14 protein-coding genes, 2 pseudogenes and 1 riboswitch are annotated in these 19,142 nt (G+C 57.5%); of the genes and pseudogenes, 8 read left to right on the top strand and 8 right to left on the bottom strand.

What is annotated here, in order from left to right:
* Positions 1–47: 47 nt before the first annotated feature.
* The 4 genes and pseudogenes from EKM95_RS00600 to EKM95_RS00620 all read right to left on the bottom strand — a co-directional run bounded on the left by EKM95_RS00600 (position 48) and on the right by EKM95_RS00620 (position 3,220).
* Complete coding sequence (locus EKM95_RS00600) at positions 48–401, bottom strand: fluoride efflux transporter FluC (protein WP_125695893.1); 354 nt, start codon at positions 399–401, stop codon at positions 48–50.
* The gene (locus tag EKM95_RS00605) at positions 395–793 is read right to left on the bottom strand and encodes a fluoride efflux transporter FluC (protein WP_125695894.1); all 399 of its coding nucleotides are present in this window, start codon (positions 791–793) and stop codon (positions 395–397) included. The genes EKM95_RS00600 and EKM95_RS00605 overlap by 7 nt, the downstream gene beginning before the upstream one ends.
* Before the next feature lie 159 nt (positions 794–952).
* A pseudogene (locus EKM95_RS00615) lies at positions 953–2,529 on the bottom strand (ABC transporter transmembrane domain-containing protein).
* 229 nt (positions 2,530–2,758) lie between these two features.
* Positions 2,759–3,220: an NUDIX domain-containing protein gene (locus tag EKM95_RS00620; RefSeq protein WP_225423097.1), complete on the bottom strand. Its 462-nt coding sequence runs from the start codon at positions 3,218–3,220 to the stop codon at positions 2,759–2,761.
* A gap of 218 nt (positions 3,221–3,438) precedes the next feature.
* Positions 3,439–3,502: riboswitch (Fluoride riboswitch) on the top strand.
* 58 nt (positions 3,503–3,560) lie between these two features.
* Between EKM95_RS00620 and eno the strand changes: the two are divergent.
* From eno to EKM95_RS00650, 6 genes and pseudogenes are all read left to right on the top strand, one after another.
* A pseudogene (gene eno / locus EKM95_RS00625) lies at positions 3,561–4,847 on the top strand (phosphopyruvate hydratase).
* 299 nt (positions 4,848–5,146) lie between these two features.
* On the top strand, positions 5,147–7,402 hold the full coding sequence (locus tag EKM95_RS00630) for an HAD-IC family P-type ATPase (protein WP_125695897.1): 2,256 nt from the start codon (positions 5,147–5,149) through the stop codon (positions 7,400–7,402).
* A 235-nt stretch (positions 7,403–7,637) separates the two neighbouring features.
* Positions 7,638–8,381: a metal ABC transporter ATP-binding protein gene (locus EKM95_RS00635; protein WP_125695898.1), complete on the top strand. Its 744-nt coding sequence runs from the start codon at positions 7,638–7,640 to the stop codon at positions 8,379–8,381.
* Positions 8,359–9,207, top strand: a complete 849-nt coding sequence (locus tag EKM95_RS00640) for a metal ABC transporter permease (protein ID WP_125695899.1) — start codon at positions 8,359–8,361, stop codon at positions 9,205–9,207. Before EKM95_RS00635 ends, EKM95_RS00640 begins: the two co-directional genes overlap by 23 nt.
* Before the next feature lie 4 nt (positions 9,208–9,211).
* A complete protein-coding gene (locus EKM95_RS00645; protein WP_191988579.1) occupies positions 9,212–10,159 on the top strand; it encodes a metal ABC transporter substrate-binding protein in 948 nt (315 codons plus the stop codon).
* A 313-nt stretch (positions 10,160–10,472) separates the two neighbouring features.
* Entirely contained in the window at positions 10,473–10,943 is a 471-nt protein-coding gene (locus tag EKM95_RS00650) for a Dps family protein (RefSeq protein ID WP_125695901.1), read from the top strand.
* Between the two features lie 102 nt (positions 10,944–11,045).
* Here EKM95_RS00650 and EKM95_RS00655 read toward each other — a convergent pair whose 3' ends face one another.
* From EKM95_RS00655 to EKM95_RS00665, 3 genes are all read right to left on the bottom strand, one after another.
* Positions 11,046–12,065 carry a glycosyltransferase family 2 protein gene (locus EKM95_RS00655; protein ID WP_125695902.1) on the bottom strand — a complete coding sequence of 340 codons (1,020 nt, stop codon included), beginning with the start codon at positions 12,063–12,065 and terminating at the stop codon, positions 11,046–11,048.
* A gap of 138 nt (positions 12,066–12,203) precedes the next feature.
* Positions 12,204–15,779 (bottom strand): FtsX-like permease family protein, encoded by a 3,576-nt coding sequence (locus EKM95_RS00660; protein WP_125695903.1) that lies wholly within the window; start codon positions 15,777–15,779, stop codon positions 12,204–12,206.
* A 10-nt stretch (positions 15,780–15,789) separates the two neighbouring features.
* Complete coding sequence (locus tag EKM95_RS00665; protein WP_125695904.1) at positions 15,790–16,491, bottom strand: ABC transporter ATP-binding protein; 702 nt, start codon at positions 16,489–16,491, stop codon at positions 15,790–15,792.
* A 179-nt stretch (positions 16,492–16,670) separates the two neighbouring features.
* Between EKM95_RS00665 and EKM95_RS00670 the strand changes: the two genes are divergently transcribed.
* Positions 16,671–17,249 (top strand): TetR/AcrR family transcriptional regulator, encoded by a 579-nt coding sequence (locus EKM95_RS00670; RefSeq protein ID WP_164510032.1) that lies wholly within the window; start codon positions 16,671–16,673, stop codon positions 17,247–17,249.
* Positions 17,250–17,361: 112 nt separating this feature from the next.
* Here the strand turns inward: EKM95_RS00670 and EKM95_RS00675 are convergent, their stop codons facing one another.
* Positions 17,362–18,396 carry an SDR family NAD(P)-dependent oxidoreductase gene (locus tag EKM95_RS00675; protein ID WP_125695906.1) on the bottom strand — a complete coding sequence of 345 codons (1,035 nt, stop codon included), beginning with the start codon at positions 18,394–18,396 and terminating at the stop codon, positions 17,362–17,364.
* A gap of 115 nt (positions 18,397–18,511) precedes the next feature.
* Here EKM95_RS00675 and EKM95_RS00680 point away from each other — a divergent pair, with 115 nt between their 5' ends.
* The gene (locus EKM95_RS00680; protein ID WP_164510033.1) at positions 18,512–19,045 is read left to right on the top strand and encodes a TetR/AcrR family transcriptional regulator; all 534 of its coding nucleotides are present in this window, start codon (positions 18,512–18,514) and stop codon (positions 19,043–19,045) included.
* Positions 19,046–19,142: the final 97 nt, after the last annotated feature.

Consider the following 19,142-nt stretch of genomic DNA (forward strand, 5'->3'; position numbering starts at 1 on the left):
AGGCGCTCACCCTGCCTCGGTTTTTACATACTTCTCTCTCGGCCCGCCTACCCGACCCACTTACCCAGCAACATACCGAGCACCAGTGCGCCGCCGCCCAGCGCCACGCTGCCTAGCCAATAGGATAGTGCCGCGCCCCACCGCCGATTTTTCAACAGAATAAAGGTCTCGGTCATGTAGGTGGAAAATGTGGTGAGGCCGCCGCAAAAGCCGGCCAGCAGGATCACCGACCCGCCCCATGTGGCAAATAACCCGAAAAATGTACCGGCAAGAAAAGCGCCCAGGAGATTGACCAGCAGCGTCGCCAATGGCAAGTTTGGCCACCGCTTTTTTCCCCAGATCGTCACCTCATAACGCACCACGGCACCGCAACCGGCCGCCGCTGCCACCGCGATCACCATATTTTCACCCCGTCATGCGTGATGCGCCGCGCAAGCAGGTACCCCAGCGCGCTGGCCAGCAAGCCGCCGACCAGATTCACGGCCAGCAAGCCCAGCGCCTGTGCCGGCCGATCCGCCAGCAGATTCGCCACGTTCAGCAGCAGCGATGAAAATGTGGTGAAGCCGCCGATCAGCCCCGTGCCAAGCGCCAAGATCAGCGTTTCGGGCAGGTCGAATTGCATGGCGATGCCGTACGTCAATAGCACCAGCAAAAAACTGCCGAGCAGATTGACGCTGGTGGTGCCCAATAAGGTGTCGCTATCATGGAGGCGCTGGCTGACCGCAAAGCGCAGGCCCCCGCCCAGCGCGCCACCAAGGAAGACTGCCAGATCATTTTTCAGGTGCGTAGACATTTAGATCCCCTTCCCAAAATAAAGACACCTACCCCAATCGACTGGGATAGGTGTCATCAACTCAAACGTTTAGGCGAACACCTTCGCCATTTAGATGCGTTTTAGTATACACAGTGAGCGCGGCGGTGGCAAGGATGGATGCCAACGGGTCTCGGTTTCTCAGATTGTGGTTGAGCCCGTGATCCTGCCATTTTCGAGCGTAATTTGGTGAGTGAACAGCGCCAAATCGATTGGACTGACATCATGAGTCACACTGATCACGATTCCAGAATAGCCATCCAGCAGCAATGACAACAATCGCTGTTGATTGACCGGGTCCAAAGCCGAGGTCGCTTCATCCAACAACAGTATTTTTGACTGGAAAAATTTTGCGCGCAGAAGGGCAAGCCGTTGTTTTTGGCCCTCCGAGAGCTCATTGACCGGCGACTCGATTTTATTCGCCAGGTCTGCCTCACTGATCCAAGCCGTCATCGGCACATTCCCCGTTTTGTGAAAAAGGGAAATATTGTCGCGCGCGCTGGCCTCAAATACAAAGCGTGTCTCATCAAGTAGCACAATGTCCGCTTGTTCAGTCTCCTTTGGCAAGTGACAGTCCTACCCGATGGCACGAGATTGCCTTTGATCAAATTCAGTAACGTACTTTTCCCCGCCCCAGACGCCCCAGTCAATAAGTAGCGGTCTCCCGGAAAAAGTGTCAGCGTCAGGTCGTCAATGATGCGTTCATCGCCTCTTTGGAAGCTGAGATCTTGCAATCTGAGCGCGTCATCACGGCCGGTAATCGGCAATTTCTCATGCGACTCAGTGGCACCGAGCATCAATGACTCAAAATCCTCGTACACCGTCTTCGTTCCCATAATGTCCTTGATATTATCTGCGATGATCTGGATGGGATAAGTCACCTGGTCATTGAGTTGTAGCACCCCGGCAATAGTCCCCGGCGAAATGATACCTTGCAGTGCTCGGAGCCCACCGATTCCCAAGACTGCCAGGCTTGAAATGTAGAAAAAGAATCCACCAAGAACATTGGCCGTCACAGTAACTATGACATACCGTTTGAAGGCGTCGTAAAAACGACTGTTGGCAGTGGCCATATGTGTTTGAAACTGAGGCTCACTCTTAAAAATCTTGATGATGCGATGCCCATTTAAAATGTTGGAAAAAGCCCGCCAGTTCGCTTCTTTTGAGGAGGTCATCGTCTGTTTTCGCTGGGAGATCGACTTCCGGAACAACAACGGAATGACAAGGGGCAGCACACTGGCGGCCAAAACAACACCCATCAAAACAGGATCCAGATAACTCAACGCAGCGAGGCTAAACCCAAAGCCAGTGACCCCTTGGATGATGCCAACAACCGGCATCAACATATCATCGACGATCGATTCAATTTCGGTCGTGTAGGCATTCTGATAACGAGTCGTCTGATGTTTTTGAAAGGCCGTGATACTCATCGTTAACAAGCGATGACTCAACCTCGCTTGCATGCTTACCAAAAGACGCGTCCGAAGCCCACGAGAATAATATTGGGAGAGAAAATCAAACAAGACGATCGCAATAAAACTGAGTGCATAAATACCACAAAGGAGGCCAATCGCTTGACCATTCCGACGCAACGCCGCATCCAGCAGTCGTTGCGTCAGAATCGCGAGAAACGCGTTGCAGAATTGCGTCCCGGTGATCGAGAGCACAATCACCCAAAAGATCGGAATCTTGCATATGATTCGAAATGAGTTTCTCATATGGTCATCTGACTCATCTGAAAGAGCTCTGAACAGATCGGCTTCAGATGAGGCTTCTCCTTTATTTTTGTAAAAATACAGTGGCGCCTCTGAGTCGTTCGCAGGTACCTGGCCATGCGGCGAATACTCCTATTGCTCATCGACCGGGGTAGCGGGATTCCGCGTCCCGATTCATTTTTTCGCCCTGGGGCTCACTTGCGTATGACCTCCGAGATCGTCCAAGCTGCCCTCAGTTCCAAACCGGCCGTTCCAGAACAGGCCACTCCTGAAAGGTACGCGAGGTCAGATTGGCGGTGCCAGTCGTCAAGAAGCGCGCCGCCCACAACACAAGTGGCGAACTGTTTGCCAACGTCAGAGAATCCGGTGGCATCAAAAGCGCGCCCAGCGTATCTTGGCCCTGGAACTGAACGGGGTCACTTAGCAGGCCGCCCGCTTCAGCCGTCAGCGAGTAAAAAATGCACAGGTGCTGATTGAGATTCCAGCGTTTGTAGGCCCAGGGGTAAACAAAACTGACGGCTCCTAACTGGCGGTCGATTCGGCAAGTCAAGCCAGTCTCTTCGCGGACCTCACGCAAAACTGTTTTGTCTAAAGGCTCCGGTCCATCAAGACTGCCGCCTGGAAGGTCATAACGATTTCGATACGGCCCGCCGCTTTTTTTCATGACGACAAGCTGGCCATCGATTCTGATCACACCATATCAGCCAAAAGCGCGATGTAGTTCAACACTCATTTTGTTTTCCTCCATGCCTCCAGCCAGTTGAACCCGGAAGGTAACGTCTATTTCCAAATATGCCTTACTTTGATTGTACGCTTTAATGGACGTTCGAACTACCTGCTCGGCGATAAGCGGCGTCCGCGTCCCTTTTTCCCTTGCACGGTTTCAGTTGAGGGTGTAACCTGTGGATGTACAAACGAATAGGCGATGACGTTCGCCATTAATAATTGACTATCAATTGATGACGTCTACTAGGTCCGCACACGTGCGGGTCTGGTAGGCGTCTTTTCTTTTTGGTAGCGGAAGGAGCTGCATTATGTCAGTAGTCATTGAAAGTGTTAAAGCCCGCGAGATCTTCGATTCACGTGGCAACCCAACCGTTGAGGCCGATGTCATCTTGTCTGATGGCACGCTGGGCCGCGCCGAGGTCCCATCAGGCGCGTCCACCGGTGAAAAAGAGGCCGTGGAGCTCCGCGATGGCGGCGACCGGCTCCAAGGCAAAGGGGTCCTCAAGGCGGTCAACAATGTGAACACCGAGATCAATGCCGCACTCAAGGGCCAAGATCCGTTCAATCAGGGTCACATCGACCAATTGATGATCGAACTCGATGGCACTCCGAACAAGGCACGCCTTGGCGCCAACGCGATCTTGGGTGTTTCCATGGCCACCGCCCGCGCGGCTGCCAACGCGCTGCACACCCCGCTGTATCGTTATCTTGGCGGTACCGATATCGAATTGCCGCAAACGTTCCACAATGTCATCAACGGCGGCGAGCACGCGGACAACGGCATCGACTTCCAGGAATTCATGATCACCCCGGTCGAGCGCACCAGCTTCCGCGACGGTTTTGAAAAAATCGCCAACACCTATCACACCTTGAAGAAGGTCATCTAAAAGGCCGGCTTCACCACCGGTCTGGGCGACGAAGGTGGCTTTGCCCCAGACCTGAACAACTCCGAAGAGGCCTTGAAGATGTTGCACGAAGCAATCCTCCAAGCCGGCTATGTGCCTGGCAAAGAGATCGCCATCGCCTTTGATGCCGCGGCTTCTTATTTCTACAACCGCAACACCAAGAACTACGATTTCGAAGGTAAGACTTACACCCCAGATGAAATGAGCGATGTTTACGCTCATCTGCTCGATGAATTCCCAGAGATCATTTCGATCGAGGATCCATTTGGCGAAGAGGACTGGGACAATTTTGCCAAGTTCACGAAGAAGTATGGCGACCGCGTTCAGATCGTCGCCGATGATCCGGTCTGCACGAACCCGGCCTTGATTCGCGAGGCGATTCAAAAAGGCATGGCGAACTCTATCCTCATCAAGCTCAACCAGATCGGCACGGTCTCCGAGACGCTTGAGGCGGTGCGTCTATCCCGCAAGAACGGCTACACGACCATGATCTCCCATCGCTCCGGCGAGACCGGCGATACCTTCGTGGCCGACTTCACCGTTGCCGTCAATGGCGGCCAGCTCAAGTCCGGTGCGCCGGCCCGCTCCGAACGTGTTGAAAAATACAACCAGCTGCTTCGAATCGAAGAGGAGCTCGGCGAAGATAGCACCCGCCTGGCCCATTTTCCCGATGATGTGACCCTTGATTAAAAAAGGGTGCGGCGCGCGGCGCTCTGGTCTGAGCAGCTAGGCTAGCCTGGCGCTTGGGGCGCACTTCGCCCCGAGTGACGGGCGTACCTAAATGTCTCAGACCTGCCGCGCGGAGCCCAACTGAAACCATCTCATCGCTCATGTCACGTGAGCGCAACAGTTTCACCTCAGCCTCGCCGCTGGGGCAGTGCCGCCGAGTGTGGGCGACGGTACTGCCGGGGCGGCGACGCCCTTTGTGATAATAGGCAGGATGCGGGTCGCGCCAAGTACGCGGCCCCTTTCTTTTGGAGGAGATCAACATGGCAGATACCGGATTAAGTGAACAAGAAGCAGCGGCCCGCTTGAAAGCGGATGGCCCCAACGAGGTCGCCGAGGCGCCTTATTCATTTTGGCGTGCGGTGGCGACGCGGCTGTGGGAGCCGTCCGCCTGGATCTTGGAGGCGGCGCTGGTCGTTGAGCTTCTGCTAGGCAAAACCGTGCAGGCCGGCTTCATCGTCTTGATGCTGCTATTTGCTGCGGTGAATGGCGCGATTCAGGCCGGGCGCGCGCATCGCGTCCTGGCAAGCCTCTCCCAGCAACTGACCCTGTCCGCGACCGTGATGCGCGATGGTAAGTGGGGCGTGCGCCCGGCCCGCGAGCTCGTGCGCGGGGACCTCATCCGCCTGCGTCTCGGCGCGATCGTCCCGGCGGATGCCCAGCTCCTGGCAGGCGGTCCGATCCAGCTCGATGAAAGCAGTATCACCGGTGAATCCGAAGCGGTGACTCGGGGTCAACACGACCCTATTTTCGCGGGCACCGCGGTCTTGACTGGCGATTGCTTGGCGACGGTCACGGCGACGGGCGCCCAGAGCCGCAGTGGGAAAACACAGACGCTGCTTGCGACGGCCAGCGCGCCTGGGCATCTCCAGCGGCTGCTTGGCCAGGTGATCAAGGATCTGGCGCTCGTCGACAGCGTGCTTGTCGTGATCTTACTGGTCGCCGCCTTGGTGCGCGGGCAAAATTTGATCAGCCTGCTGCCTTTTTTGGCGATGCTGTTCATCGCGACCATCCCCATTGCGATGCCGTCGAGCTTTGCCGTCGCGAATTCGGTGGAGGCCAATGTCTTGAGCTACCAGCACATTTTGGTGAGCGACCTCGTCGGCATTCAGGAAGCCGCAGCGATGGATGTGCTCGTGGTCGACAAAACTGGAACGCTAACGGCCAACAAGACCTCGGTCCAGCAGTTTCTCAATCTCAGCGCGCGGCCGGATGTCCAGGTGCGCCAGGCAGCCGCGCTGGCCTGCGATCCGATCGCGCCGAGCCCGCTTGAACAGGCCGTGCGCGATTTTGCCGGACCGCTGCCGCAAACCGCGACCGATTTTTCCGCGTTTGACGCGACGCGCGGGTATTCCCAGGCGATCACCCCGCTTGGCGTCGTCCGGCTCGGCGCGTTTGCCAAGCTTTCGGCGCTGGCGCAAAATACATTCGAGACGCCGGCCGCGGCGCTGAAAACAGGCCGCAGCCTCGCCGTGATGATCGACGATGAGTTGTGCGGCGTCTTCATTTTGGCCGACACGCTGCGCCCGGATAGCCAAGCGGCGGTGCAGGCGCTGCGAACCCGCGGCGTGCAGGTGATCATGCTGTCCGGTGATCACAAGGCCACCGCTCAGCAGATCGCCGGCGCGGTCGGCCTCGATGGCGCAGTCGCGCGATTCGCCGACCTGTCTGACACCGCCGATGTGACGGCGTTGGCCGGCATCGCCGAGGTGCGGGCGGAAGACAAGCTGACCATCGTCAAGCGGCTTCAAGCGGCCGGCCACATTGTCGGGATGACTGGTGATGGGGTCAACGACGCCCCTGCCCTGCGCCAGGCCGAAGTCGGCGTCGCGGTGGCCAATGCGGTGCCGATCGCCAAGCGTGCCGCAAAAATCGTCCTGCTCACGCCCGGCCTGACGCCTCTGACCGCGATTCTCGATAGTGGCCACCGGGTGTACCAACGCATGCTGACTTGGACCATCACCAAATTATCGCGGACGGCTGAGCTGATGATTCTCTTAACGCTGGGCGTCTTGTTGTTTGGCCGCGTCCCCCTGGCCCTGAATGCGATGGTGCTGGTCGCGATCTTGAACGACCTGGTCACCTTGGTGCTGGGCACGGATCGCACCACCATCACCTATCGCCCCGAAAACTGGGGCCAGCGCCGCCTGTTGCGGACGGCCAGCGTCCTCGGCGCCGGCTGGACGTTCCTGGGGCTCGCCTTGTTGATCGGGCTGCACCTGGCCGGCATGTCAGCCGGGGGCATGAGCACCTTGCTGTTCAACTATTTGATCGATAGTGCCATGCTGACGATCCTGATCACCCGCACCGCCCGGCCATTTTGGCGCAGTGCACCTAGTCGCGCGGTCGGGGCCGCGATCTCAGTGAATGTGATTCTGACGGTCGGCCTGTCGCTGCTTGGCCTCGGGGTCACCGCCGTTTCGTGGCAGGCGCCGGGGGCCGTGCTTGCGCTGACCGTGGTGGCGGCCGTGCTTTTGGATGGGTTGTATCTGCTCATGAATAAGCGGCATCAATCTTAGTTCGCCTTGATTGCCCTCACTAGGACGTCAACCGAAAACAATCGGTTTGCGTCCTTTTTTGTGCTCCCGAGACCGCTGCCCCGGGTCCGTTTTTCGTGATCGCATCCCCTGTCACCCGTCATCGCCGCTGCATGAGAAGCCCTCTCATCATATTTTTCATTGACGGCAATCGGTGTTTAGGATAGCCTAAGCTCCGTAAAACGTACTCGTTACGTTTTGGAAGGGAGGTGATCTCATTTTAGAAGCTCGTCAACTCAGCGTCAGTTATTCCCGTGGCCAGCCCGTGCTCCAGTCCGTGTCATTCACCCTGCCGGCCGGCTGCCTCGTTAGCATCATTGGTCCCAATGGCGCTGGTAAGTCCACGTTGATCAAAGCGATGCTGTCGCTCATCCCCCATCGCGGCCGTACCCTTTTTGACCAGCAGGACTTACATGCGGTGGCGCGCCATGTCGCGTATGTCCAGCAGAAAAGTGGCCTGGATCTGACGTTTCCGATCACGGTCTGCGAATGCGTGGCGCTGGGCCGCCAAGCCGACGCAAATGCGTTCGGTCACGTGCGCGGCGCAACGGAAGCCGTCGCCCAGGCCCTGGCGCAGGTCGAGATGGCCGATTTTGCGGCCCGGCCCTTGAGTCAGCTGTCTGGCGGCCAGCTCCAGCGCGTTTTGATCGCCAGGTGCCTCGTGCAAAACGCGCAACTGTTGGTGCTCGACGAACCGTTTGTCGGCATCGATGTGCAAAGCGAGGCGGCGATCATGGCCGTGTTGCGCGCGCAAAAACGGGCCGGCAAAACGATCTTGATCGTGCACCACGACCTCAAAACGGTGCCCGATTATTTTGACTGGGTCGTGATGCTGAACCGCGCGCTGATCGCCGCCGGGCCGGTCGCGACCACCTTCACCCCTGACAATCTTGCAGCGACATACGGCCTGCCGCAGCCCGCCGAGAAAGGAGCGCCCGATGCTTCAGCTATTTTTCACTGACCTGGCAGAATTTCATTTTTTGCAAAACGCCTTGATCACCGCGGTGGCAGTCGGCATTGTCGCCGGGGTGATCGGCAGTTTCATCATTTTGCGCGGCCTGTCCTTGATGGGTGACGCGATCTCGCATGCCGTGTTGCCCGGCGTCGCGTTGTCCTTCATGTTGCACATTCCGATGGTGATCGGCGCGGCCGCATTCGGCATTTTGGCGGCGACCATCATCACGTTGATCAAGCAATTCAGCGCAATCAAAAGCGACACCGCGATCGGCATCACCTTCAGCACGTTTTTAGCGCTGGGCGTGATCTTGATCGGCTTGGTTCACACCACCACCAATCTCTTTCACATTTTATTTGGCAATGTCCTGGCCGTCCAAGATGCCGACCGCAACCTGACGCTGGGCATTGCCGCCGCGGTCCTGGTGCTGGTGGGCCTATTTTTCAAGCGCCTGCGCCTGACGTCCTTTGACCCCATGATGGCGCAGGCAATGGGCATCCGCACGAACTTTTACCATTTTCTATTGATGATCATGCTGACGCTGGTGGCCGTTGTGTCCATGCAAAGCGTCGGCACCATTTTGATCGTCGCCTTATTGATCACGCCGGCCGCGACCTGCTACCTATTTGCGGACCGCCTGGTGGTGATGGTCATCGCCTCGGGCCTGCTCGGCGGCCTGATTTCGCTGGTCGGCTTAGTATTCGGCTATACCCACAACATTGCAGTTGGTTCTTGTATCGTCATTCTCGGCGCGCTGGTCTTCGTCGTCTGTTTTCCATTTTCGAAAAAACAGCACCTGATCACGCGCCCTCTTGGAGGAAAAAATGTTTAAATCAATGACCCGTCTCTTGCCCCTGACCGCCGCTGTGGCTGCCTTGATTGGCCTTGCTGCATGCGGCCACGCCCAACCCAAAACATCTGAGGCCACCAAACCCATGCTGGCCAAAAAAGTCTCGGTGGTCGCAACGGATACCATTATCGGCGACATCGCCCACAACATCGCCAAGGATAAAGCGACGATTCACGTCATCGTCCCAGTGGGTCAAGACCCCCATGAATACGACCCAAAACCGGCTGACGTGTCAGCTGCGGGCAAAGCCGACGTGATCTTGTACAACGGCATCAATCTGGAAAATGCGCCTGGCGCCTGGTTCACCAAGATGATGGCCAACGAAGGTCCCAAGGCGCAAAAGAAGGCCTTTGCCGTCAGTGATGGCGTTGAGGTCATTCACCTACAGGGCAAACAGGAAGCCGCCAAGCTCGACCCGCATGCCTGGCTCAGCGTCGGCAACGGCATCATTTACGCGCAGAATATCGCCAAGCACTTAAGCGATGCCGATCCGAAAAACGCGACGTTCTACAACAACAATATGGTGGCCTACACTACCAAGTTGGCAAAACTACATAAAGAGGCCCAGGCCAAATTCGACAAGATCCCGGCCGCGAAAAAGCTGATCGTCACCAGTGAAGGCTGCTTCAAGTATTTTGGCAAGGCCTACAACATTCCTTCCGCTTATATCTGGGAAATCAACACGGAGGAAGAAGGCACCCCGGCGCAGATCTCGACTTTGGTCCGCAAGCTCAAGAAAACCAAGACGCCATCGCTGTTTGTCGAAAGCAGCGTCAACGGCAAGCCAATGGCCACCGTTGCCAAAGACACGGGCATTCCGATTCACGCGACCCTGTTCACCGACTCCATCGCGGCGCCGGGTCAACAAGGCGATAACTACTATGACATGATGAAGTGGAACCTGGATCAGATCGCGGAAGGGCTCTCGAAGTGAGAAACGGTCGAGTTTGGCGCTATTGGTTGTCGCTTGTGCTGTTTCTGACGCGGGGCTGCTGACCGGGCTGGGGGCCCTCCCTATTGGACTTCGCGTTCAGGTCTGAGGCATCTAACTGGGCCCGGCACTCGGGGCTAAGTTCAGCCCCCAAGCACCAGCCCCTGTTAGCTGCTCAGACCTGAACGCCGCGCGACGCACCCTTATGCCACAGGCTTCCCCCTTGCCTCAGCGCCTTGGTCCAGTATGCGGCGAAGTCATTCTGCTAGCCCACCGATTTTGAAACCAGATATAATAGAAGAAAAGGAGGATCACTATGTCATATTCTCAAACCAAACTTGTTTTGAACCAGCTTGTCGCCGATCTCAGCGCGCTGGCGGTCCACGTGCATCAGGTGCACTGGTACATGCGCGGCCCGAATTTTCTGAAGCTGCATCCCCTGATGGACAAGTATATGGATGAGCTCAACGACCAGCTCGACGTCGTTTCCGAACGGCTGATCACGCTGGACGGCTCGCCATATGCCAGCCTCAAGGAATTCGCCGACCACACGACGATGGCCGATGAACCCGGCGAATGGGGCGTGGCCACCCCGGAGCGCCTGCGCGGCTTGGCGACGGCGTACAGCCGGCTGGCGGATACTTACCAGCGCGGCATCGACGTGAGCGGCGACGAACACGACGATGTGAGCCAAGACATCTTCATCGGCTTCAAGGGCGACATCGAAAAGAAGATCTGGATGCTGAAAGCCGAACTGGATGAAGCCCCTGGCATCGATCCAAGCTAACTGAAGGCACACAAAGAGGCGGCGAGCGCATTGCTCGGCCGCCTCTTTAAGTGCATTTCATGGCACCGCTCAATGGATCAGCGTCAAGCCGGCTGATCGATATCAAAGCTCCGCTTGTTTTTCCTTGGCGATCTCCTCTTCAAGCGGCGATGGCGGACCGATCAGGGTGGACCAGGCGGCCAGCCGCGCGCGCAAACTCGGTGTCGCTTGCGGCCCGTTTTCCAGCTCGGCGGCTTCCTTGGCATCCACCTCGTCGGCAAACACGCGCCGGTATTCCTGAAGCACGCGGCCGAGCTGCTGGACATAGCCCCAATGATGGACGAGTTGCGCCGCGTTCATTTTCGACAGCACAAACAGGCTCAGCGAGGCGTATTTTCGCACCGCGATCGGCGTCAGGGCTGGCTTGGCCTCGGCCACTTGCAGGTACATCGCACCGAGTTGGTGAATCGCTTCGAGGTCGCTGCGCTTGAAGCCCGTGTGCACCGTGCTGCCGAGGTTGATGCGGTACTGATAGACCGGCTCGTCGACAAAATTGATGCGGCTGACCCGCGGCAGGAGCTGGCCGATCAAAAACGCGTCTTCCATCAAATTGAAATCCGCAACGGGCAGCGGCGGCTCAAACAGATGGGCGGCAAATAATTTATCCCACAAGTAGCCGCGCATTTCCTTGTCCTCCAGCCACAACCGATACATCTCATCGCCTGTCGCCGAAAAGGTCGGGGCATGAAAGGGGCGGCTGAATCTGGCCGCAGGATTCCAGTAGGCGTAATGATTGACCGCCGCAATGTCGGCCTCCCCGATCGCATTTTGCATGGTCGACAGCCAGTTGGGCAGCACCATGTCATCGCTATCCATAAAGGTGATGTAGGCGCCGCGGGCCTGGTTCAACCCGACTTGGCGCGCGATTGCCTGGCCGCGGTTGGGCACATGACTCACTTGCAGGCGTGCATCGGCCGTCGCGTAGGCATCGAGGATTCCCGGCGTTTCATCCGTCGAGCCATCGTCGATGAGTAGCGCCTCGAAATTGAGATAATCTTGGGCAAGCAAACTGTCCAGCGCCGCCTCAAGGTATTTTTGTGCGTTATATACGGGCATGATCACCGAAAGCAAAGGTTGTGTCATAAGAGCCTCCGCGTTGATTTTAGCATAGCCGAGAGCTTTTCTGGGCCGCGAAGTCTTGGAAAAATAGAATCTTACTGAACTTGCAAACGCGCGCACCCCCATTTGAGGGATGCGCGCGTTTGCGTCCTTATGGTGAACTCAATCGACCGACTTCAGGGCGGCCAGCATGTCCACATTTTTCAGGGTGCGACTGACGACCCAGCCAAGCACCGCAGTGATCACGGCGATCAACAGCGTCGGCCACAGGAAGCTTGTGCCGACCAGCGCCGGGTTGAACATGACTTCATCGGGCGGCACCACGGCCAGGATGTAGCGGAACAGCACATCCCCGATGCCAAAGCCGACCAGAATGCCGATGCCCGTCAGCAAAATTGTCTCGCGGTAAATATACATCGTGACCTCATTGTCAAAGAAGCCGAGGACCTTGATCGTGGACAACTCGCGAATCCGCTCAGACACGTTGATGTTGGTCAGGTTGTAGAGAATCACGACCCCGAGCAGGCCCGCGACAATGATCAGGACCAGCATGATCTTGTTGAGAGATTTAACGATCGTGTCGATCTGATTGGTCAGCGTCGTATTTTGCACGACACCCGCCGTTGCCGACAAAGCCATGAACTTGGCTGCTTGGGCCTCGACGTTTGCCTGACTGCGATTCTTGAGGATGACCAGCTCGCCATTGGTCGTGTAGTCCGTCGCAAAGGCTTTTTCATAGGCGGTGCGGCTCATGATCATGAAGTGGCCCATGTACATTTCGGTGATGCCACTGATGGTCACGTGGCGGGTCACATCGCTGGCGTCCTTGAAGCTGATCGTGTCGCCGACTTTGGCGCCGACCAGGTTGGCCAGCCGCTCCGAGATGATCGCGCCGCTTGACTGGAGCGGCAGCGCCGTTTGCGTTTTGCGGTTTCGGGTCTCGACATATTGCTCAAATTTCGCCGTGGTCTGAGGGACGATCAAAGTGATGGCCTGACTGTCATTATTTTTCCCGGCGACCTTGCTGAGGGATTCGTAGTGAATCGCCTTGGTGGACTTGATGGCGTCACTTTCCGCCTGCTTTGCGAATTCGCGCGTCTCGGCCGACGTCAGCCCACTATTCTTGGCGACGATCATGTCGTAATGGATGATGCCGCCGAATTGCGTCTGGCTCATCCCACCGATCGACGCACGGACGCTGTAGCCGGTCAGCAGCAGCGCCACCGCGCCGGCCACGCCGAAGATGGTCATCAGCATGCGCTTCTTGTAGCGAAAAGTATTGCGCGCCGTCACTTTATGGGTGAAGCTCAAATGATTCCATACGGGCGTGATGCGCTCCAGGAAGATCTTAGACCCGGCGACCGGCGGCTTTGGCAAAAGCAGTTCCGCCGGATTGGCCGCGAGCTCCCCTTTTGCGCTGAGATAGGCCGGCAACACCGCAGACAGAAGAGCCAGCGCGATCGCCGCCAGGGTCACCCAGGGATGAAAGGCCAACGTGATCCGCGGCAAGGTGAACCCGTCGCTGTAGGCGTTATAGACGATCAGAGGCAACAGGGTATGGCCCGCCGCGACGCCGATCAGCGTGCCGAGCATGCTGGCGGCAAACCCGTACACGGTGAATTTGCGCGTGACGTCTTTTGGCTCGTAGCCCAGCGCCCGCAATGTCCCTGCGTTGATGCGCTCCTCATCGACAAAGCGGCCCATCGTGGTGAAGGTCACCAGCGCGGCCACAAAGTACAGGAAGATTGGGAACACATTGGCCAGCGCATCGATGATCTCGGAAACCGTGGTGTACGTCTTGTACCCGATTCCGCCGGGCATCTCGCGGCGGCTGTACGCGGTATAGGTCGGCAGGGCCAGCTGTTTGACTTGCTTCTTGGCGGCTACAAGTTTGGTTTCCCCTGATTTGATCTCGGCGCGGGCGGCTGGGGCCTGCTTGGCAAAATCGGCTGCGCCTTTCTTGTAGGTCTGCTCTTTGCTTGCAAGCGTCTTTTTGGCAGCCGCCAGCTGGGCTTCGCCGCTTTGCTTCTGGGTGGCCAGTGTGGCCTTGCCCTGTGCCAATTCGGCCGTCTTCGCCTGGTACTCTTTGAGGCCGGCGTTGTACGTGGCCAAGTTCTTTTCATACAACTGTTGGCTGGCGGCGAGTGTTTTGGCGCCTTGGGTGATCTGCGTTTGGGCAGTGGCCGCCTTGGCTTTGCCTTGCGGATACGCGGTGCGCTGAGTCTGGTAACGCGCCTCGCTGGCATCATACTGTTTCTGTTTTTGCGCGAGCTCGGACTTCGCCGCGGCCAACTGATTGGTGCCTGCCGCGATCTGCGCCATGCCAGGGTCATAGGTGCCCGACTGGAAGGTGGCATAGGCCTGCTGGGTGGCGGTTAGGTTGGCTTGGGTCGCCTTGAGTTGAGCAGTCAGTTGCGCCTGCTGGGTCGCGCTGAGGCCCGATTGCGCGAGCTGTTTTTCCAGCTGGGCGACGGCCGCCTGCAATTGCGCGAGGCCGGTCTTGTATTGCGTGTTGGCAGCGGTCAGTTGCTTCTTTTTGCTGGTCAGCGTGGCTTGGGTCTTGGCGATGGTCTGCTGGCCGGTAGTCAACTGCTGCTTGGCCGTTTTGAGTTGCGCTGCGGCGGCGGTGAGCTGCTTTTGGGCCGTCGCCAGCTTCGCCTCGGCCTTCGCCAGTTCATCGCGTTTGGTCGCTAGTTCTTGGGCGCCGGCCCTGAGCTTTGTGTCAGCCTGAGCCAGTTGTTGCTTCGCAGCACTCAATTTGGCAGCCGCGGTTTTCAGTTGCGCGGCGCCGTCATCGAGTTTCTTTTGCGCCGCCGTCACCTGCGTGGTCAGCGCTTTTTGCTTGGCCGTCAGTTCCGCCTGCCCTGCATCGAGCTGGCGCCGGCCGGCTTGGAGCTTGGCCTGCGTATCGGACAATTTTTTGGCCGCCGCATCGAGTTTGGCCTGATTGCTTGCAATCGTCGTTTCCGCCTCAGTTTGAAGTTGCGCGAGACGATTTTTCGGTTGCGTCTTCAGCGCCTTGTCGATCGCGGTCTTGTGCGTCTGCAGGCGGTCCTTGTACGTGTTGCCGTATGGATCGACGGTCTTCAGATCGGTGAACCGCATCCGCGCCAGCATGTAGACATCCGAGTCAAAGGCGCTGGGCAGAATCACCGCATAACCATTCAGCTCGCCGGTGCCGGCTGTGGTCTCACCCATGTTGACCGAGGACAGAATCTCACCGGAGGACACGAAGCCGACGATCTTGAACTTGGTGCGCCGCAGGACTTTAGCGCCGGTCGCATCCGCTTTTTCCGTGACGCGCAGGGTGTCGCCGAGCTTGTATTGGCCCTGATACTCGGCGTCCAAGGCGACCTCATTGACCGCAGTCGGCATCCGCCCGGCTTTGACGTCGTAGGTCGAAATGGTGCTGGGCTTGCTGAAAAGGCGGAGGCTGGTGGTTTTTCCCTTGATGGTCACATCTTTCAGATAGCCGTATTCGACCTTCGAGGTGCCCTTCACCGCTTTGAGTTTCGCCTGGTCGCTTTGATCGAGCCCGTAATCGCCGATCACCGTTACATCCGCAACATTCAAGCGGTTCGCATAGTCGGCGCCGGTCGCCCGCATGTCGGGGCCTGCGACTTTCAGGCCGACGAGCGCAAACGACCCGATCGCCATCAAGCCCGCAATCGACAGAAACCGCCCTTTGGACTTGCCGATCGCCTGCCAAATGTCTTTCCATAAAATATGCTTCGTCACGCTGTCTCACCTACCATTCAATGTTTTCGATCGCCGCCGGATGCGTGTTTTGCGTGATCTGGGAGACCTTGGCATCGCGCATGTGAATCACGCGATCCCCGATCGGCGCGATCGCCGCGTTATGCGTCACTACGATCACGGTCGAACCGTGCTTACGGGCCATGTCCTGAATGATCTGGAGGACCTGCTTGCCCGTCTCATAATCCAGCGCGCCGGTCGGTTCATCGCAAAGCAGGATCTTGGGATTTTTCGCCACGGCCCGGGCGATCGCGACACGCTGTTGTTCGCCGCCGGACAGTTGCGCGGGAAAATTGTCGATGCGCTTCGCCAGCCCGACGTCGATCAGCGTCTGCGTCGGGTCCTGGGCGCCTTCCACAATCTCGGAGGCCAGCTCCACATTTTCCTTAGCGGTGAGGTTCGGGACCAGGTTGTAGAACTGGAAGACGAACCCGATGTCTGTGCGCCGATATGCCGTCAGTTCACGGGAGGAAAAATGGGAGATATTCTGGCCATCGATAATGACATCCCCGCTACTATTGGTGTCCATGCCACCGAGAATGTTTAAGATCGTGGACTTTCCTGCGCCGGATGCGCCGAGGATGATTGCCAGCTCCCCCTTTTCGATCTGAAAGCTGACATCGTTGTTGGCAAGAATCTCGGTCTCGCCCATTTGGTAACGTTTGGTGCTGTGCTTGACGTCGATGTAACTCATTTCGCTCACTCCTGTTTTTTTAAAAATGAACAACACGTTGATTTGTTGATGGCCCAAGTATATGATTGTCTATGGGCCAGTTGCAATAAACAGATTCATCAAACGTGTTGATTTTCGCCCAAAATGAACACAAATCGACAATGTGTTGTTTTTAAAAAGGGAGTGAGCGCGTGCCAGAAATGCGGCCGCAAACAGAAAAAAAGATCAAGCAGGTCTTCACCCACTTGATGCAAACGAAAGGCTTGAACGATCTGACCGTCAGTGATATTGCGCGCGGGGCCAACATCAACCGCGGGACATTTTACCTGCATTTTGTCGACAAATTCGCCTTGCTTGCGTATTTCGAGGACCAGACCATTGACCGCCTGACCGCGATCTTGACAGCCCCCTGTGGCCAAGTGGAAAATGCCACGCCGATCGACTTTATTTCCCGGGACACAGTCTACCAGGCGCTGATCTATGTGCAAGGCGACCGCGAGTTTGTGCAGGCGCTGACGAGCGAGACTGGCGATCCTAAATTCGTCGGGCGCTTCAAAGGGATTCTCGCGGGCTTGCTCGACGCGCAGGCAGCCAAGTCACCAGAATTCAGCTTCAATAAGGTCGGGTTCCCGGCCGATTACGCCAGCGAGATCCTCTTGTCGACGGTCGTCTCGATCATCCTCCTGTGGCTACAGAAAGGCGCAACCGAGGACCCCGCGATGATCGCCGACATGATTGATCGCTGCAAGACCCTCGCGCCGGTGGAGCTGTTTCGGTGAGTGAGCTGCGCGCAAAAAATATAGCGGGGCCGCTTCTGGGGGCACCGCTATTTGGTGTAGTTGTGCTTCTTTCGGGGGAGCCGTTTTTTCCCGTGTGGCATGCTGTGAGCCACTAAATTGTAAAGGCCCGTCCACTCAGCGTTTCGCCCAATGTCCAAAGTTGAGTCGCCAAGGCCGGGTCGATCGACCAAGGCCGGGCGCCGAACTTGGACTGGCTGTCAGCGGCCACCGCCGTGCCGATGTTGCAGTCCTCAATGAACACCCCACCCTGATCCGCCAATAACGGACTGGTTGCGGCCCACAGCACTGAGGCTGCGCCTTGGCTTGTGGTCTTGAAATAATCGTACTCGGAGTGGCCGCGTCGTTTGGCCTGAACCGCATGCCACGCACTGATCAGCCGCGTGCGCTGCAAATCGTTCATCACCACGCCGGCTGCCCGCTGCAGGTGCGCATTTTGATTAATGAAGCGGCCCAGTCCGGTGCCTGGTACGAGTCCGGGATGCACCGCAAACGCCCGCACGCCATCTTGTTTGGCGCGCCGGTCGAGCTCGAAGGCAAACAGGATATCCGCCGCCTTGGATTGCGCATACGCCACCCGCGGGTCATAGTCGCGCCGCTCGAAATTGGGATCGGCGAAATCGACGCCATTCCAGCTTTGGGCGCGGGAGGACACCACGACGACCCGCGCACCGAGCGTTTTTTTCAAAGCCGGATACAGCGCAGCCGTCAGCTGAAAATGGCCGAGATAATTGGTCGCCAATTGCGATTCGTTGCCGCGGGCGTCGCGGTGCAATGGGGCAAACATGATTCCCGCGCATTCGATCAGAAGGTCGAGGCGGTCATGCTGGCGCAAAAAATCAGCCGCAAACGCCGTGATCGACTGCGCATCCATCAGATCCAGCACGCCAACTGTGGTGTGCGGCAACGCCCCCACCGCCGCCTGGGCCTTGGCCAGAGTGCGAGCCGGCACCACCACCGTTGCGCCGGCTTTCACCAACGCACGGGTGATCATCAGGCCGATGCCGCTGTAGCCGCCTGTGACGATGGCGACTTTTCCCGTCAGATCAACGCCGCGCATCACTTGGCGGGTCGTCGTTGTTTTCGAAAAGGGACTGGCAATCGGTGCTTGTTGCGTCAACTGAATCATTTTTTCCGCGCTCCTTTGGCGTGACACTTGTCACATTCATTGGCTCATGTTAGGCTCAGATGACGCAAAAAACAAGGCAATCACGGGCAGCCGTGACAGATCGGGGGCAAGTGTCATGGCAACTTATAGTCAGGAACAACAAGAACTCAGCCGAGAAAGCCTGCAGCTGGCGCTTTTTGACCTCATGCAACACGAGGCTTTCGCCAGCATTACCGTCAGCGCGCTGGCCGCCCGTGCCGGTATCTCGCGCATGGGCTTTTACCGCAATTACGACACCAAGGAGCAGGTGCTCAGTGACTATTTTGATCGGCGCGTCGCCCCTTTTTATGACGCGCTGTCGGCCAGCGTGGACCAAGGCCCAGCCTCGATCAGCCAGGCCTATTTTGCCTACATCGACCGCCACAGCACACTGTTTGAGGTGCTGATTCAAAGCGGCGCGGAAAACGTGCTGATCGACCGGTTCACCTACTACGTTGACCACTTCTACCGCGACCATGTCAAAACCGTGCCGTTCACGGGCGACTACGCGTTTTTCTGGACCAGCTTCGTGGCGGCCGGTCTATACAAAATGACGATCGACTGGCTGAAAACCGGCAAGCGCGCCTCAGTGGCCACATTGGCGGCAATCGCGACAAAGCTGGCGGGGTGACGTGACAGATAGCGCACTGGAGGTTTTTTTCTACAAACATATTTTTTCCCTCTTCGGCTCTTTGGGGCGAAAATCACGGGTATATAAAAAGAGCAAC

Origin of the sequence: Lacticaseibacillus yichunensis, from assembly GCF_003946405.1 — a bacterium.
Lineage (GTDB): Bacteria > Bacillota > Bacilli > Lactobacillales > Lactobacillaceae > Lacticaseibacillus > Lacticaseibacillus yichunensis.